The 16,289-nt window shown below is 57.6% G+C and carries 12 protein-coding genes; 9 read left to right on the top strand and 3 right to left on the bottom strand.

What is annotated here, in order from left to right; all coding sequences use genetic code 11:
- The first annotated feature begins 94 nt into the window (after nt 1–94).
- The 4 genes from malF (at nt 95) to FCS96_RS17735 (ending at nt 6,359) form a co-directional block, all read left to right on the top strand.
- On the top strand, nt 95–1,636 hold the full coding sequence (gene malF, locus FCS96_RS17750; protein ID WP_266094465.1) for a maltose ABC transporter permease MalF: 1,542 nt from the start codon (nt 95–97) through the stop codon (nt 1,634–1,636).
- Between the two features lie 9 nt (nt 1,637–1,645).
- Nucleotides 1,646–2,536 carry a maltose ABC transporter permease MalG gene (malG, locus tag FCS96_RS17745; protein ID WP_138441701.1) on the top strand — a complete coding sequence of 297 codons (891 nt, stop codon included), beginning with the start codon at nt 1,646–1,648 and terminating at the stop codon, nt 2,534–2,536.
- A 686-nt stretch (nt 2,537–3,222) separates the two neighbouring features.
- Nucleotides 3,223–5,142: an LVIVD repeat-containing protein gene (locus FCS96_RS17740; RefSeq protein ID WP_138441700.1), complete on the top strand. Its 1,920-nt coding sequence runs from the start codon at nt 3,223–3,225 to the stop codon at nt 5,140–5,142.
- Nucleotides 5,143–5,861: 719 nt separating this feature from the next.
- On the top strand, nt 5,862–6,359 hold the full coding sequence (locus FCS96_RS17735) for a c-type cytochrome (protein ID WP_228264155.1): 498 nt from the start codon (nt 5,862–5,864) through the stop codon (nt 6,357–6,359).
- 291 nt (nt 6,360–6,650) lie between these two features.
- On the opposite strand, the gene malK is transcribed toward FCS96_RS17735, so the two are convergent.
- The gene (gene malK, locus FCS96_RS17730; protein WP_138441699.1) at nt 6,651–7,766 is read right to left on the bottom strand and encodes a maltose/maltodextrin ABC transporter ATP-binding protein MalK; all 1,116 of its coding nucleotides are present in this window, start codon (nt 7,764–7,766) and stop codon (nt 6,651–6,653) included.
- Between the two features lie 32 nt (nt 7,767–7,798).
- Nucleotides 7,799–9,412, bottom strand: a complete 1,614-nt coding sequence (locus FCS96_RS17725) for an alpha-glucosidase family protein (protein WP_138441698.1) — start codon at nt 9,410–9,412, stop codon at nt 7,799–7,801.
- A gap of 245 nt (nt 9,413–9,657) precedes the next feature.
- Here FCS96_RS17725 and FCS96_RS17720 point away from each other — a divergent pair, with 245 nt between their 5' ends.
- Complete coding sequence (locus FCS96_RS17720; RefSeq protein WP_138441697.1) at nt 9,658–9,954, top strand: hypothetical protein; 297 nt, start codon at nt 9,658–9,660, stop codon at nt 9,952–9,954.
- 35 nt (nt 9,955–9,989) lie between these two features.
- On the opposite strand, the gene FCS96_RS17715 is transcribed toward FCS96_RS17720, so the two are convergent.
- Entirely contained in the window at nt 9,990–11,363 is a 1,374-nt protein-coding gene (locus tag FCS96_RS17715; protein WP_138441696.1) for a sodium:solute symporter family transporter, read from the bottom strand.
- A gap of 204 nt (nt 11,364–11,567) precedes the next feature.
- Between FCS96_RS17715 and FCS96_RS17710 the strand changes: the two genes are divergently transcribed.
- From FCS96_RS17710 to FCS96_RS17695, 4 genes are read left to right on the top strand one after another with little or no spacing between them, the layout of a single operon-like run.
- Complete coding sequence (locus tag FCS96_RS17710; RefSeq protein WP_138441695.1) at nt 11,568–11,888, top strand: TraR/DksA family transcriptional regulator; 321 nt, start codon at nt 11,568–11,570, stop codon at nt 11,886–11,888.
- 25 nt (nt 11,889–11,913) lie between these two features.
- A complete protein-coding gene (locus FCS96_RS17705; RefSeq protein ID WP_138441694.1) occupies nt 11,914–12,624 on the top strand; it encodes an ABC transporter ATP-binding protein in 711 nt (236 codons plus the stop codon).
- 4 nt (nt 12,625–12,628) lie between these two features.
- Nucleotides 12,629–15,004 carry an ABC transporter permease gene (locus FCS96_RS17700; RefSeq protein ID WP_138441693.1) on the top strand — a complete coding sequence of 792 codons (2,376 nt, stop codon included), beginning with the start codon at nt 12,629–12,631 and terminating at the stop codon, nt 15,002–15,004.
- 45 nt (nt 15,005–15,049) lie between these two features.
- Nucleotides 15,050–16,255, top strand: coding sequence for an efflux RND transporter periplasmic adaptor subunit (locus FCS96_RS17695; protein ID WP_138441692.1), 1,206 nt, complete (start codon nt 15,050–15,052; stop codon nt 16,253–16,255).
- Nucleotides 16,256–16,289 lie beyond the last annotated feature (34 nt).

Below are 16,289 nucleotides of genomic sequence, written 5' to 3'. Positions count from 1 at the left end.
AGCAGGGACCGCTGCCCGTAATCGCACGAGTACACCCATGGACGACAACCTGCCACCGCCCCCTGAAACGGTGGCAACCTACGGGCCGACTACAATGATAACGGAAACCCTGTCCTCTCCCGGAATCGAAAGCAGACACTTCATGATTCGAGCATTTCTTAAGTGGGGCGCCCTTGCCGCATTGGTTGGCATGTCGCTCTACCTGATCCTGGCCTTGTACGCCCAGCGCGAGTTCGTATTCGCCATGCTGTTCCTGGTGCTTACAGCCTCCGCGGTGATGGTATTCTTCAACCGCAAACTGTACGCGCACCGGTATATCTTTCCGGCGATCGCCGGCATGGGCCTGTTCGTAATCTTTCCCCTGATGTACACCATTGGCATTGGTTTTACCAACTACAGTGCCAGTAACCTGCTAAGTTTTGGGCAAGTACAGGAAAACCTGCTGAGCCGGACCTACCAGTCCGAAGCGGTGCGCTATGACTACGAGCTCTACAAGACCAATGCCGGTTACATCGTTCACCTGAAGGGCAAGCACCAGAATCTGACCTCGGCACCCATGGAGCTGGAGGCCGGCGAAACTACAGCGCCGGTACTGCCGCTGTCGGGCCAGCCCCGAGGCGAGGCTCTGGGCATTCGCGACATCATTCAGTTGCGTGAGCTGCTGGCGAAGGTGACGCTGATCACCGAAGACGGACGTGAACTCAGTCAGGCCAGCCTGCGCTCCTTCGCGGCGATTCATCCGCAATTCAGTCAGCACGACAATGGCAGCCTGACCGACAATCAAAGCGGAACAACCTATTTCCCCGATCACGAGACTGGTTTCTACCGAAGTGCCGATGGCGAGACCCTGTCGCCCGGCTGGACCGTCAATATCGGTTGGGACAATTATCTGAAGGTGGTCAGCGATCCGACCATCCGTGGTCCATTTTTCCAGATCTTTGTCTGGACGCTGTCCTTTGCCGTAGCCACCGTGATCTTCACACTGGCCCTGGGCCTGCTGCTGGCCAACCTGCTGCAATGGGACCAGATTCGGGGCAAAGGTTTCTACCGCACCATGCTGATCCTGCCCTACGCGGTACCGGCATTCATTTCGATCCTGGTGTTCAAGGGTCTGTTCAACCAGAACTTCGGTGAAATCAACCTGGTACTGGAAGGCCTGTTCGGGCTGCGTCCGGACTGGTTCAGTGATCCGGCGCTGGCGCGAACCATGATCCTGATCGTGAACACCTGGCTTGGCTACCCTTACATGATGCTGCTGTGCATGGGGCTGTTGCAGGCCATTCCCAAGGACTTGTACGAGGCGTCCGCGATGGACGGCGCAGGGCCGGTCAGCAATCTGTTCAACATCACGCTGCCACTGATCATCAAGCCGCTGATGCCTCTGCTGATTGCCAGTTTCGCATTCAACTTCAATAACTTTGTCCTGATCGCACTGCTGACCGGTGGTGCACCCGACATCATTGGTGCAAGCACGCCGGCCGGAACCACGGACCTGCTTGTGAGCTACACCTACCGGATTGCGTTCCAGGATTCCGGACAGAACTTTGGTCTGGCTGCCGCCATTGCCACTGCCATCTTCCTGGTTGTGGGCGCGCTGTCGCTGGTCAATCTCAAACTGTCCAAGATCAAGGTATAGGAGCTTCCCATGGCGATGGTTCAACCCCAATCAACCAAATACCGCGTGCTGGCTTCTCATCTCGGCATGCTGGCTTTCATCGCAATCGTGCTGTTCCCGCTGCTGATGGTGATTTCGATTTCCTTCCGCAGTGGTAACTTTGCCTCAGGCAGCTTGCTGCCGCAGAACCCGTCCCTGGAGCACTGGTACCTGGCGTTTGGCCTGCCTTATACCGGGGAAGACGGAGTCACCACTCAGCCGCCGTTCCCGGTGCTGCTGTGGCTCTGGAACTCCATCAAGGTGGCCGTGGTGTCATCGGTGCTGATCCTGGCGCTCTCGACCACCAGTGCCTATGCTTTTGCGCGCATGCGCTTTGCCGGCAAGGGAGCTGTGCTGAAGTCGATGCTGATTTTCCAGATGTTCCCGCCGGTGCTTTCGCTGGTTGCGCTGTACGCCCTGTTTGATCAGATTGGCAATCACGTCAGTTGGCTTGGCCTGAACACCCACGGAGCCGTGATTGTCGCCTCCCTGGGCGGAATGGCGCTGCACATCTGGACCATCAAGGGCTATTTCGACTCCATAGATCGATCCCTGGAAGAAGCGGCCATTGTTGATGGTGCCACCACCTGGCAGGCATTCCGCTATATCCTGCTGCCGCTGTCCGTGCCCATTCTGGTGGTAGTGTTCATCCTGGCCTTCATCATGACCATCATGGAATACCCGATGGCCTCGGTGCTGCTGGTGGATACCGATAAGCTGACACTGGCGGTGGGCGCGCAACAGTACCTCTACGAACAGAATTACCTCTGGGGCGATTTCGCAGCCGCTGCCGTGCTGTCTGGCCTGCCCATCACCCTTATCTTCCTGTACTGCCAGAAATGGATTGTGGGCGGCCTGACCGCCGGCGGGGTTAAGGGCTAAGCAAACCCAAGCCCAACCCTGAAAATCCTGAGTAAGTCTCTCTCAGACCGGGCGGAAGATCCCACCCGGTCCTTACGCGACAACAGCGTCTTCCAGCGTACTCTTTCGCGACCCGGTCAGATTAATCCCCCCACTGACCGGGATTTTTTACGTTCTTCAGTGTACTGGTCACCATTTTTTGGCCGAACCGGCCAAGTTTTGGTGATATAAACCTTCAGTTTTGGCTGACCCTATGTTTTTCCATAAACAAAAGCGAACATTGATGCCTCTCACCCATAAGCGGACATTTTTGGTGCGTATTCCACACTGCCAATAATGACCGATTCCTGATAAAAGCGGACCTTTTTGCCGCGCGCCTTTGGCCCTTTTCACACATGCTCTGCTCAATGATTTTCTGACTGGAGGCGTGAGTTCCAGTTGAAGAAAAAACAAAGTAGGGGAGCTTATACATAAAGAAGGCCAATTTCCGGCTGAGCCAATACTTACGATAAAAGCGTCAGAATGTTTTACATCTTGCTCATTCTCTCAAATTGCCGGTTGGCTCAAGTCTATGTATTAATGCCTTTATCTTTACATGGCATACAGATGGCTTATTTTTCGCTGGTTAAAAAAAACCAAGAAACTCAGGTCCGAGGAAATTATGTAGTCGTCGAGACAACCATAAAAAGAGCAAAGGGACTGGCATAATGAAACAATGCAACGCGTTCAAGCTAACGTTCGCACTCATTTCAAGCCTTATGGCGTTCTCGGCTATAGCGGCACCACCACCGGTGGTTACCGATGATCCCGACGACGAACCTTTACACGTACTAAGTCTTTCGGACGAGTTCGTCCGACCCGATCCGAGCGCCCCGCTCATCGAACACGATGCGGCAGTAGCCGGAATTGTCAGCGATGCGCCATTCGCCAAGGTCACCAAAAACCTGGCCCGTGCCGGCCGCGGTGAACGGGTTTCTGCCAACTCCACAACCGATGTCTGGGCGCTGAGTGACTATGCCTACACCGGTACTTTCAACGACCCTTGCGGCGGTGACCCGGAAGCAGGCATCTGGATATGGGACGTGCACAATAAAAACAAGCCGGAATTTGTTGGAATTATTCAGTCACCGGTCGGTAGTCGCACCAACGACGTCCGGGTGGCGACAATGGGTTCGGGCGATATCCTGGTGCATTCGAACGAATCTTGCGCCGGAGGTCCTGGCGGGTATGAGGTCTATAACGTTGACGACCCATCAAATCCTGTTCAGCTGGCGTCAGTACGCATTGATGACCCGAATGCCCTCACTCCATTGATCTTTGGGCCCATCACCGACGTTGGCGTACACAATCTCTGGCTCTTCAGCCAGGGCGCACAAGACTTCGTGGGTGTAACGACCGAGACTGTGTACGGCAACTTCCAGATATACGAGATCACTGATCCTGCCAACCCTGTCTTGGTGTCCTTCTGGGGCGCAGAAGAGTTGTTCGACCCCGGCGTCGTTGCCAGTGGAGATTTCAATCGAAACCTGGATGCAGCCCTCTGGCTTTTGGACGGGTTCGGAGCTTCTGCGAACCGATTCCTACACGACGTCACCATTACGGCCGACGGCACCAGAGCGTATCTTGCCAATTGGGATGCGGGCCTCGTACTGCTGGACATCAGCGATCCTACAAATCCGCAGCTCGTTTCGGTTGCGTTGGATCCAGCCAATGGCTCACTCGATGGCGAAGTCAACAGCCACTCGGTCTGGCCGAGTGAAGACGGCACAATCGTCGTCGAAGGGGAAGAGGACTTCAGCGCCTGGGAGGCCACGGTCGCCCCTAGCAATGTAACGTTCGGCGCCGGAAACCCCATTCCAGGTGTTATGGCGGCAACCTCGACCGGCGATGCATTCGAAGCTAATCAGACAGGCAGCGCCGGGTTCATAACAGCGTCCAGTGTGGAAGTTACCAGCGGGCCGTTGACCGGCTCGGTCTTCGGGGCCAACGAATTCAGCGGAAACAATTTCCCGCTGGGCGCCGGCTCGTACACAGGCAACTTCGTATGGATCGGGAGAGCCTGTAACGACGATCCGATTCTCAATCCGCTTGGATCAGGTGATATCGCTGTCGTTCGCCGTGGTGCCTGCTCGTTTGCGGAGAAGTCTGTGAATGCGTTCAATGACGGTGCGGGTGGTATCGTCGTGACCAACAACAATCCGAACTCTACGCCCTGGAGCGGAATTCGTATCTGGAACTATGCTGATCCGGCGAATCCCATACTGGCCTCGATTTTCGACACAGAATGTTCGGCTTCGACCGCGCCTGGCGGGAATTGCGATGCCCGGGGTACTTACTCGAGCCATAATGTCTTAGTAGAGACCAGTGGAAATCGGGTTAAAGCGTATATTTCCTGGTATTCCGATGGTGTCGTGGTCGTGGATGTGACCAATCCGTACGATCCTATTGAAATTGCCCGCTATCATCGCGCCGGCGCCGAGTTCGAAGCTGAAAACGGCGGAATCCAGGATATCTGGGGAATTTACAAGGTTCCGAATGAACCATGGATTTACGCGTCCGACCGTAACGGTGGTCTTTATGTACTTAAAGAGTACGGTTCAGGCTCCGCCAAAAACGGTAAAGATTAACGGAAAGGATGCATTTTTATGACGGAGGCGGTGCTTGGCACCGCCTTTTTTTGCATCATTCAACGTACATGCTTTGATGGGGGCGTCTTGGTTACTTTCCAAAATGAAACGACCACAGTAAGTGCTAAATTTGTCGAACGAGAAATCAATAACTTAGTATGCCCATTCCACAAAAAATGCTAAATAAACTTAACGTAAATTCTAGAATTCGGTTAGGGCGGTTGGCGCAACGAGGGGTGTCAGCAGCAATAGTGTGATCAGTAAACGCTTCATGGTTTTCCCTTTCTAGTTTCAATGCCGGCGGGTAGGGGCAGGAACCGACAGTCGCTCACACACCGACTCTCATAGCCGTTGAAGTAACGCTCCGTCCCTAGCTTGCCAGTTTGACTAACGATTACACAAAGCGCGGATGAGGGGAAGTGACGGGCTTACGCGGCCCGGCAAAAAAGCCCGCTTTGAGAACAAAGTTGACCTGACCCCGTATTAGGTCCACCCAGAGTCGGAAAAATTCGGCTCCGGACCCTTACGCTGGCAAGCCCCCGATACCGTAAACGCCTGATAACATTACACTGAATTAAGCGGGAAACTACAGAGAAAAAATCTATCCCGGTTTTCGGATATCGGTCATGATCACTCTGCCTATGACTGTTTACTGATTTGAACAATCAGGGCAGATTGGAAGCAATCAAGCATCACATAACGCGCAGGAAGCAAGTGAGATGGCTAAAGACAATGGAACCAGAAAATATTCAGCACTGGCCTTGAGCGCGTTGATGTTATCCGGATGCATGGATGGTCACAACAGTCGCTACAGCGTCGACAACTTGCCCGCCAGTTTCAGCAGCGAAGGGGAACGCCTCTATTTCACTGGCGTATCCAGCTCCGGTGAGAGGATCCGCCCGGTTGGCGGAAACCATCATATGCAGATGCACGGGGGCGGCTGTGCCACCTGCCATGGTTCTGAAAAGGAAGGCGGCGCCATCATGTGGCCGCGTTTCTGGGTGATGGCTCCGGCTTTAACCGACGGAGCACTGCAGAGCGAACACGATGACGGCCACAACCATGCATCTTACGACGAGTCATCGCTAAAACAGGCCATCGTGAACGGTATTGGCCCCGATGGTGAGCCACTGCACGCTACGATGCCACGATGGAAAATGTCGGAGGAAAGCTTGAACGCGCTGCTTCACTATCTGATGGGTGAGCATTCGCACTGAAGCGTGGTTCGAGCGTGCTCAGTTTTTTATTGGGTTCTACCCCGCTTCTGCTGTCACTTCTGAAAGGAGGCTGGACTTAACCTGGAAGACTAGAATGTCGCGCATGCTCGGATGTGTCATCTATCCTGAATGTTCGCTTTGCGACCAAAGCGGTCAATTGATGGCGTCAATCTTCGGCCGTGTGATGGTCCCATCACCATTAAGGTAGCGAATTTCTTTACCTTTCTTTTTACTTTTTATCAGGCACGAAAAAGGGGGCCTTGGCCCCCTTGATCACAGCTTGGTATCGACTCAGAAGTCGATGCAAGGTTCCTGATACAGGCGAGGGCAAGCAGCACCATCGGCCCGGAACAGGTGACACTTGTTGCCATTGAGTCCCAGGGTCATGGTGGCACCTTCCTGAATCGGATTGCCGCCGTCAGTCCGCATGGTCTGCACACCGTCTACGTCCTCCAGTTCCAGGTGCACCAGAGTCTGGTAGCCCAGGCGCTCAACCACCTGTACCTCGCCCTTGACGTACATGTCGGCCTCCTGATTTTCCTGCAGGTGCTCCGGGCGTATGCCCAGGGTAACCTGCTCGCCAATGGACAGGTCGCCGCCATTTACCGGCAGCTCCAGGCGGTGGTCACCGGCCAGCACAACGGTAACGCTCTGGCTGCTGGCAGCCTCAACTACACAGTCGATGAAGTTCATCTTCGGTGAGCCGATAAACCCGGCGACAAAGCGGGTAGCAGGGTAGTGGTATAGCTCCATCGGCTTGCCGACCTGGGCAATGGCGCCGTTGTCCAGTGCGACGATCTTGTCGGCCATGGTCATGGCTTCAACCTGATCGTGGGTCACGTAGACCATGGTGGCGCCCAGCCGCTTGTGCAGCTTGGAGATCTCAATGCGCATCTGGACCCGGAGCGAGGCATCCAGGTTCGACAGGGGTTCGTCGAACAGGAACACTTGGGGCTCGCGGACGATGGTGCGGCCAATGGCCACACGCTGGCGCTGGCCGCCAGAAAGGTCCTTGGGTCTGCGCGCCAGCAGCTCGTCCAGCTGCAGCAGGGTTGCTGCATCCTGAACGCGGCGCTCGATCTCGGGCTTCTGGGTCTTGGCAAGCTTCAGGCCGAAAGCCATGTTCTCGGCCACGTCCATGTGCGGGTATAGCGCATAGGACTGAAACACCATGCCCACTTCCCGGGCCTTGGGGGGCAAGTCGTTGACTCGATCATTGCCGATGTACATGTCGCCGGAGGTGATGTCTTCAAGTCCGGCAATCATCCGTAGTAGCGTGGATTTGCCGCAGCCGGAGGGGCCGACAAATACCACGAACTCGCCGTCCTGGATGTCCAGATTCACATTTCGGGTGACCTGGGCTTCGTCATAGCTCTTGCAGATATTACGTAAAGTGACGCTGGCCATAGCTGGAATCTTCTTGTTTGGTCTTATGTGTCTCAGAGCCTGGCGATTTCAACGCCCCAGGGCTCCAGGTTCAGGTTGGTTCCGTGCCACTGACCGCCAATAAAGTCCGGCGTGTCTGATACCGGCGTGCCTTGTGCCGGCAGGGCAATGCGGGTGGCGCTGTCGCTCAGGTTCAACGCGATCAGCAGTTGCTCACCGTTCAGGCTGCGAGTGTAGACAAGGGTGTCCTTGGGGCAATCGAGGAACTCAATATCGCCCTTGAGCAACACGCTCTGGTCTTTCCGCCACCCGAGGAAGGCCCGGTATGCGGCCAGCATGGAGTTGTCCTGTCCGTCCTGCACGTCCACTGCGGCGCTGTAGTGCTCATCATAAACAGGCAGCCAAGGGCGTGCATCTGAGAAGCCGCCGTTAGCCTTCTGATGATCCCAAACCATTGGCGTGCGACATCCGTCCCGGCCTTTGTACTCCGGCCAGAAATTGATGCCGTAGGGATCAACCAGGTCCTCATACTGCAGTTCGGCCTCGGTCAGTCCCAGTTCCTCGCCCTGGTAAAGGCAGACGCTGCCCCGCAGGGTCAGCAGCATGGCCATGTAGGCTTTCAGCTGTTGATCGGATGTAGCCTGCCAGCGGCTGGCAACCCGGGTGACGTCGTGGTTGCCAATAGCCCAGCAGGGCCAGCCATCGGTCAGCTTGTCTTCGATGGTGCTGACGGTTCTGTGGAAGAACTCGGAGCCATGCTCTTCGGTCAGCAAATCGAATGAATAGGCCATATGCAGCTTGTTGCCGTCACGGGTGTAGTCGGCCATGGTCTGCAGCGAATTGTCATCGCCAATCTCACCAACCGTCGTGGTTCCCGGGTATTCATCGAGCAGGGCGCGAAGGCGCTGCAGGAAGGCCAGGTTCTCGGGCTGGGTCTTGTCGTACTTGTGGAATTGATACGCGTAGGGATTTTCCTTGCGCACACCAATCGAACCCTCGGCGATGGCATTGCTGGCCGGGTTGTCCCGGAGTTTGAGATCGTGGAAACAGAAATTGACGGCGTCCAGACGGAAACCGTCAACGCCCCGGTCCAGCCAGAATTTAACGTCAGACAGCGCCTGGTTCTGGACTTCCTCATTGTGGAAGTTCAGATCCGGTTGGCTGCTGAGGAAGTTGTGCAGGTAGTACTGCTTGCGCCGGCTGTCCCAGGCCCACGCTGAGCCACCGAAAACCGATAGCCAGTTGTTGGGAGGTGTTCCATCGGGCTTGGGGTCTGCCCACACGTACCAATCCGCTTTGTCGTTGGTACAGTTGGCGCGACTTTCCTTGAACCAGGCATGCTGGTCGGAGGAGTGGCTGAGCACCTGGTCAATCATGATCTTCAGGCCGCGGTCGTGGGCCTCTGATACCAGCTCATCGAAGTCGGCCAGGGTACCGAAGATAGGGTCAACGTCCCGGTAGTCGGCAACGTCGTAACCGAAATCCTTCATGGGCGAGGTAAAAAATGGTGATAGCCAGATCGCATCCACATTCAGGCCGGCAATATAGTCCAGCTTTGCGGTGATTCCGGGTAGGTCGCCAATTCCGTCGCCGTTGGAGTCGAAGAAACTGCGTGGATAAACTTGGTAGATGACGGCGCCACGCCACCAGTCCGGATTCTTGTTCATTGTGCCTCTCTTATACTCCGGTGGTGAAAGGTTGTCAGGGTAGAGCACGGATAAAGGTCTCTAACCCAGTTAGAAGCAAGTCATACTGAGTCGATTGTTATCCGTGTTCATCCTCCTGCCAGACTTTTTATTGGCGTAGTTCGGGGGAGGAGGGGGGCGTAGAAGGGCGGAGACGGCGTACAAAGCGTGCCGGCTACACTGTCTTTGCGGACACCATCAGGATCCGCTTGGCTCTGAGGCTGACTATGGATGTAGGGGACATTGTCGTAGACCGGATAAATGCGACGGTCGTTCAGGCACAGTTGCAGGATGGTGAGGTTCGTATTGAAATGGAATATGGGGCAGAGCAGGACTGGCTAGCTCAGCAAGGCCTGGTACGGCTTGAGCGGGTTTGGTCGCAGTTCAACCGTCTGAACAATCGGTTGAACGAACAAAATGTCCCTCATACCTTGTTTGAACAAGCCCTTGAGCGGCCCTACATTGACGAAAGGCCGGCCAACGTCACTACTGAGGTTTGCCGGCCTACGCCAGATGTAGGTTGAACTGTATGGTCTGCTTATTACCGCGTCACATTGGTTCAACCTTTGCTGCTCGCTGGCGAGGAGAGTGCGAAAGCGAGGCTGACCAGGCCTGAACCGACCAGGGCGCCTACGAACGGCATCAGGGTCGGGATGCTGCCGGGGAAGCTGGCAGCTTCCAGGCCTGCCATCACCGATCCGCCGGCAATCCAGCCGGGCAGGATTGCCCCCAGAAGACCGGCCAACCCACCCAGAATGGCGGCTGCCGTCGTCATCCGTGACCACAAGCCCATCAATACCGGCAGCACGGCGGTGGCGCACAGCAGGTCCGCGATCAGGAACAGCCTCAGAACCGAGATGCCCTGCAATGCCACCAGCACCACCGGTACCATCAGCGCTACGGTGATCCAGCGTGCTGCGTTCAACGACAGCCCCCGTTTCTCGGTAACCGCCAGTGAGGCCAGGGCGTTCTGCAAGGTATCAACCGACGACGCGACCAGGGTAATGGCCAGGATGAGTGCCGGCAGTGTGAGCCACACCGGTGCCTCTGACAGCAAGGCGAAGAACGGGATTGGTGGGTTGCCCAGGTCGGTTCCGCTGAGTGAGGCCATGATGCCAAGGCCGCCGACCAGCGCGACTACGATAACGGTAATGATGCCACCCAGGGCAGCGCCACGGCTCAGGCTGCTGGTATCCCGGGCCGACCAGAGACGCTGCCAGTAACCCTGATGGAACAGGTTAGCCGCGGTAACGGCAATGACCAGAGTGAGTGCTACGCTGAGTGCGCTGGCGGTGGGTACATCTGGCAGGCGTGCGGTTGATAGTTCCGGCAGTTGCCCAAGCCCAACAAAGCCAACGATGGCCAGCAGGCCAATCAGCAGGAATGCCTGCCATTGGTCGGTGACTATGCTGGCGCGCAGGCCGCCCCAGGCGGTGTAGATCAGCGTCGTGATGGCAACGCCCAGCACCACCAGGTTGCCGTTGATGCCAGACAGCATGGAGGTGATCGCGCCAATGGCGGTTAGTTCCGCGGTCAGGAAACACAGCATGTAGAGCACGGAAATTAGCGACACGTAGTGCCGGACATTGCGGCCATAGCAGGCCTGCGCAAACTCGCCAATGCTACGACCTTCAGGCAGGAAACGCCGGATCGCGGGCCCGCAGAAAGCAAATACAATGAAGGGTAGCGCCGCACCAATAGCGTAACCGGCCAGTGCCACCGGACCAACAAGCGCGCCCACTTCAGGCGGCGCGAACAGAATCCAGCCACCCATGCCTGAAGCCAGGAACGATAGCCCCAGCGCCCGGGCGCCCTGGGAGTTGCGAGCGGTGACGTAGTCGTCGAGACCACCATCGGCCAGACGGGCTCGCAGCCCTAACCACGTAAAAACGAGTAGGGCGGCAGTCAGTGCTGCCACGGTGGTGTAGAACATGTAGGGTCTCCGCCAGTCACAGGGGAGGCCATAGTGCCATAACCGGTCGTGAGCGGCGAGTCAGAGCCGCGCCATGGTGGACTTTGTTCGCCTGGATTCTGCCCCGTCCGGAATTTTGACAAGCATCAAGCACAGGACAGGCTTATCCTTTAAGGTGTGGATTAGTCAAACAACGACCGGTCTTTGGACCGTCAGGAGGCGCCGATGACGAATCGCAAAGCAGAACTTGAAACCCTGAGAGCGGATCTGAAAGCCAGGCTGTCCCGCTTTGAAGCTCACCAGCATCGCGAGGATGGCGCCCTGGACAAGGATTTCGAGGAGCAGGCCACCCAGACCCAGAATGACGAAGTGGTGGATTCTCTGGAGACCGAAACCCGTGAGGAGCTGGTGCAAATTGAGCGCGCCCTGGAGCGCATCGACCACGGCCTGGGCGACGAGTGCGAGTCGTGTGGCCAGCCTATCGATCCCCGACGCTTGCAGGTGCTCCCATACACCACCGTCTGTGTGGACTGTGCCGGTGAGTGACGGCCGCCGGTGAGTTTGGACGACGATGGAGTCACAGCCAGTCTTCCGGACCCGGGGCCTAACCAAATCCTATGATCAGGGGGAGGTGACCGTTCGCGCCCTGCGCGGTGTGGATCTGGAACTGTACACCGGCGAACTGGTGGTCTTGCTGGGGGCGTCCGGTTCTGGCAAGTCGACTTTGCTCAATATCCTCGGTGGCCTGGATTTGCCCAGCTCCGGCGAAGTTAGCTATGGCGATCTCGATTTGAGTGTCGCGAATGACCGACTGCTTACCCGCTACCGCCGCGAACATGTCGGTTTTGTGTTTCAGTTCTACAACCTGATCCCAAGCCTGACCGCTCTTGAAAATGTTGCCGTTGTCACTGAAATCGCGGCCAACCCCATGACTCCGGAAGAGGCACTGAGCCTGGTCGGGCTGCAGGATCGTGGGCTTCATTTTCCGGCCCAACTGTCCGGCGGTGAACAGCAACGGGTCGCCATTGCCAGGGCTATCGCCAAGCGTCCTGCGGTGTTGCTGTGCGACGAACCGACCGGAGCACTGGATTCCACCACCGGCATACTGGTACTTGAGGCGCTCGAAAGTGCCAACCGGGAAACCGGAACCACAACCGTGATCATCACCCACAACGCGGCCATTGCCGGCATGGCGGACCGGGTAATCACGATGTCTGACGGCAGCATCAGTGGTGAGCGACGCAACAGCGAACGCCAGCCACCGAAAGAGCTGAGCTGGTAGCCTGATGTTTCTCGCCCGGAGTGTGCTTGGCACCAAGTTGCGGCGGGAACTCTGGCGGATGAGGGGGCAGGTGCTGGCTATTGCCCTGGTGATTGCCGGCGGTGTTGCGGTTTGTGTCATGTCGTTGGTGGCGTATTCATCCCTGAACGCGACCCGCGAACTGTATTACCAACAAAATCAGTTCGCCGAGGTCTTCGCACCGCTCAAACGTGCGCCAAGGCAGGCATTGCACCGGGTTTCGGAGATTCCCGGTGTCGTCCGCTTGAGCGCGCGGGTGGAGGCAGCGGCAAAACTGGAGCTTCCGGGCTTCACAGAACCTGTGTCGGCCAGAGTGCTGTCGGTGCCGGAGAGCGGTCAACCAGAGGTCAATCGGCTGTTCGTCAGGCAGGGACGTTTACCCGCGCCCGGACGCAACGCTGAAACCGCAATTGTCGGCGCCTTTGCCGAGGCTCATGGGTTGCGGCCGGGTGACCGGTTTTCGGTGATCATCAATGGCCGCAAGCAGACCTTGATAATTACCGGCATCGTGGAATCTCCGGAGTTCATCTATGTGCTGCCGCCCGGTGGCATGCTGCCGGATTTCAAACGCTTCGGTGTACTCTGGCTCAGCCAGGAATCGCTGTCGGCGGCCATGGACATGCGGGGTGCCTTTAATAGTGTCGTTGTCCGAGTACAGCCGGGTTATCCGCTGGCCTCGGTCATTCATGACCTGGATCGGGAACTGGACCGTTACGGTGCCACCGGTGCCTTTTCCCGCAGGGATCAGTTTTCCCACCGCTTCCTCAGTGATGATCTGGATCAGCTCAAGATTATGGCGACGGTTTTCCCCCTGATTTTCATGAGCGTTGCCATGTTCCTGCTGCACGTGGTGATCAGCCGGTTGGTGAATACCCAGCGTGACATCATTGCGGTGCTGAAAGCCTTTGGCTACAGCAATCGACAGATTGCCTGGCACTACAGTCAATTGGTGCTGTCCATTGCCGCCCTTGGGCTTGCTCTGGGGCTGGTCGCCGGTATCTGGTTAGGTCGCGGGCTGGGTGAGCTGTATATGGAGTTCTATCGTCTTCCGGGCCTGTTGTTCCGCCTCAATCCAGCCTGGCTCGCGCTGCTGATCCTGGTCACCGCCTTTGTGGCCTGGCTCGGTGGTTGGCGGGCCATACGCCAGGCGGCGGCCTTGCCCCCTGCTGAAGCCATGCGCCCGGAGGGCCCAGCGCGATTTCGAATGGTGGGTGCCGAACGGTGGTTCTCGGGTCTTCGCCTGAGCCCGCCTTCGCGCATGATTATCCGGCAGATGGCCCGCCGGCCCTTGCGTGCATTGTTGTCGATGGTTGGTATAGCCATGGCGACGGCGATCGTCATGGTTGGTAACTTCCAGTTCGATTCCGTTTCGCTCATGGTTCAGACCGAGTTCGCCCGGGTTCAGCAACAGGACCTGACCGCGACCCTGGTCGAGCCAGCGAATGCGGCAGTGCTGTTTGGCCTGCAGCGTCAGCCGGGAATTCGCTACGCCGAAGGCCGGCGTTCAGTGGCGGTACGGTTGGTGCACGGCCATCGTGATCGACGAAGCGCGCTGCATGGCATGCCGGCCGAGGCTCGGCTGCAGTTCGTGGTGGATCAGAATCTGCAGTCGGTGACGCTCCCGCAAGACGGCCTGCTGCTGACCGATTTTCTGGCGACAGAGCTTGGCGTCAGTCCCGGAGAATACCTGCGAGTCGAGATGTTGGAAGGGGATCGGCGAACCTTCTCTGTGCCGGTCGCCGGCGTGACCAGTGAGTTTCTCGGAGTGGGTGCGTACATGCGGCTGCCGGCCCTGAATCGGGCTTTAGGGGAGGGGCCCGTGATCAACCAGATTTTGTTGTCGGTGGATCCAGCCAGTAACGATGACGTTTATCAAAGCCTGCGGGAGGCGCCGCGAGTGCTTGGTATCGGCATTCGGCAGGCCATGCTGGACAGTTTTTACGACACCCTGGCACGCACCTTTCTGACCTTCACCTTTTTCAATAGCCTGCTCGGCGCCATCATTGCCTTTGGCGTGATCTACAACACCATACGGATTGCCCTTGCTGAAAAAGGCCGTGAACTGGCCAGTCTTCGGGTAATGGGTTACACCCATAACGAGATCGCCCACATTCTGTTTGGAGATATGGCGGTGATGCTGGTGGTTGGCATCGTCGGCGGCTGGCTGTTCGGTCAGGGGCTGGCCTGGATGATCATCACTGCCATGCAAACGGAACTGTACCGGGTTCCCCTGACGATTACCGCGCACACGCTGGGTATTTCGGCGACGGTGGTGTTTGTTTCGGCCATAGTGTCCGGTGGTGTTGCCTGGTGGCGTCTTCGGCATCTGGATCTTGTCGCCGTTTTGAAAACCAGGGAGTGAGCATGGTCACGTCAGGGGCGGGCGCTTACGGATAAGGAATCGGTTATGGCAGCTAAACGTGTCTCAGCGAAGTGGGTGTTCTGGGCGGTGTTCATTGCCCTGGCGCTGGGTGCCTTGTTTGTGACTTTGCGTCCGGATCCGGTCTGGGTGGATTTGGCGCCGGCGACCCGGGGCGCACTGGTTGTGTCGATCACGGAGGAGGGCAAAACCCGGGTCAAAGACCGTTACCTGGTTTCCTCTCCGGTATCGGGGTACTTGCACAGGATTTCCCTTGAAGTGGGCGATCCGGTCAGCCCCGAACAACTTCTGACCGAGGTCGATCCGATGCCTGCCAGTGTCCTGGATGCCCGCAGCAGGGCCGAAGCCGAAGCCCGAGTTGGTGCCGCCAGCTCAGCGTTGAATTCGGTTCGCCAGAAAGTGGCGGCGGCGGAGGCCGAGGCGTCCTTGGCCCAGAAAGAACTGGTGCGTTTGCGGGCCCTGAGCGATAGCCGGTTCGTGTCGGAAGATCGGCTGCAGCAGGCGGAAGCGGCCGATGCCCGGGCCCAGGCAATTCTGCGGTCGGCCCGCTTCGATGAGGAAGTGATGGCCCATGAACTCAGGGCCGCACGCACCCGGCTGGAGGTGTCGGCCGCCCGATCGTCCGGTAATGGTGAGGTGGAGCGGGTGCCCGTTAAATCCCCGGTGGGGGGTGCCGTGTTGAGCCTGGTTCGCGAGAGCGAGGGCGTGATACAGGCTGGCGAGGCCATTCTTGAGGTGGGGGATCCTGGCGCGCTCGAGATAGTGGTGGAAGTGCTGAGTTTTGATGCCGTAAAACTGGCGTCGGGAATTCGGGTTCACCTGACCGGCTGGGGTGGCCCCGCCCTCGAGGCAACGGTGAGACGTGTGGAACCGGTGGGCTTTGAGGATATCTCTGCCCTGGGCGTGGAAGAACAACGGGTGCAGGTGGTGGCGGATTTAGTGAGTCCCCCTGATGACTGGCAGACACTGGGGGATGGCTACCGGGTGGATGCCACCTTTGTGTTGTGGGAAGCCGAGGACGTACTGAGGGTGCCGGCCTCGGCGGTGTTCCAGGAAGCCGGTCAGGACCAGGTTTTTCGGGCGGTTGAGGGCCGGGCCGAGCGCACGCCGGTAACGACGGGCCGGAGCAATGGCCTGGATACGGTTATCCTGGATGGACTGGCCGAAGGTGATCGGGTGGTGCGCCACCCGGACAGCCAGCTGGACGCGGGAGTGCGAATTCAGGAGCGTTGAGGATGACCCGAAAAAACAGGGAAAAATTCCGCGC

The organism is Marinobacter alexandrii, from assembly GCF_005871205.1.
GTDB classification, from domain to species: domain Bacteria; phylum Pseudomonadota; class Gammaproteobacteria; order Pseudomonadales; family Oleiphilaceae; genus Marinobacter; species Marinobacter alexandrii.
Note: the sequence above shows the minus strand (reverse complement) of the source record. Positions and strands in the feature narration are given on the sequence as shown.

What these genes read in the sequence shown, in the direction of transcription:
- malF (WP_266094465.1), top strand. Translation starts at nt 95, where the DNA reads ATGATAACGGAAACCCTGTCCTCTCCCGGAATCGAAAGCAGACACTTC.
- malG (WP_138441701.1), top strand. Translation starts at nt 1,646, where the DNA reads ATGGCGATGGTTCAACCCCAATCAACCAAATACCGCGTGCTGGCTTCT.
- FCS96_RS17740 (WP_138441700.1), top strand. Translation starts at nt 3,223, where the DNA reads ATGAAACAATGCAACGCGTTCAAGCTAACGTTCGCACTCATTTCAAGC.
- FCS96_RS17735 (WP_228264155.1), top strand. Translation starts at nt 5,862, where the DNA reads ATGGCTAAAGACAATGGAACCAGAAAATATTCAGCACTGGCCTTGAGC.
- malK (WP_138441699.1), bottom strand. Translation starts at nt 7,766, where the DNA reads ATGGCCAGCGTCACTTTACGTAATATCTGCAAGAGCTATGACGAAGCC.
- FCS96_RS17725 (WP_138441698.1), bottom strand. Translation starts at nt 9,412, where the DNA reads ATGAACAAGAATCCGGACTGGTGGCGTGGCGCCGTCATCTACCAAGTT.
- FCS96_RS17720 (WP_138441697.1), top strand. Translation starts at nt 9,658, where the DNA reads ATGGATGTAGGGGACATTGTCGTAGACCGGATAAATGCGACGGTCGTT.
- FCS96_RS17715 (WP_138441696.1), bottom strand. Translation starts at nt 11,363, where the DNA reads ATGTTCTACACCACCGTGGCAGCACTGACTGCCGCCCTACTCGTTTTT.
- FCS96_RS17710 (WP_138441695.1), top strand. Translation starts at nt 11,568, where the DNA reads ATGACGAATCGCAAAGCAGAACTTGAAACCCTGAGAGCGGATCTGAAA.
- FCS96_RS17705 (WP_138441694.1), top strand. Translation starts at nt 11,914, where the DNA reads ATGGAGTCACAGCCAGTCTTCCGGACCCGGGGCCTAACCAAATCCTAT.
- FCS96_RS17700 (WP_138441693.1), top strand. Translation starts at nt 12,629, where the DNA reads ATGTTTCTCGCCCGGAGTGTGCTTGGCACCAAGTTGCGGCGGGAACTC.
- FCS96_RS17695 (WP_138441692.1), top strand. Translation starts at nt 15,050, where the DNA reads ATGGCAGCTAAACGTGTCTCAGCGAAGTGGGTGTTCTGGGCGGTGTTC.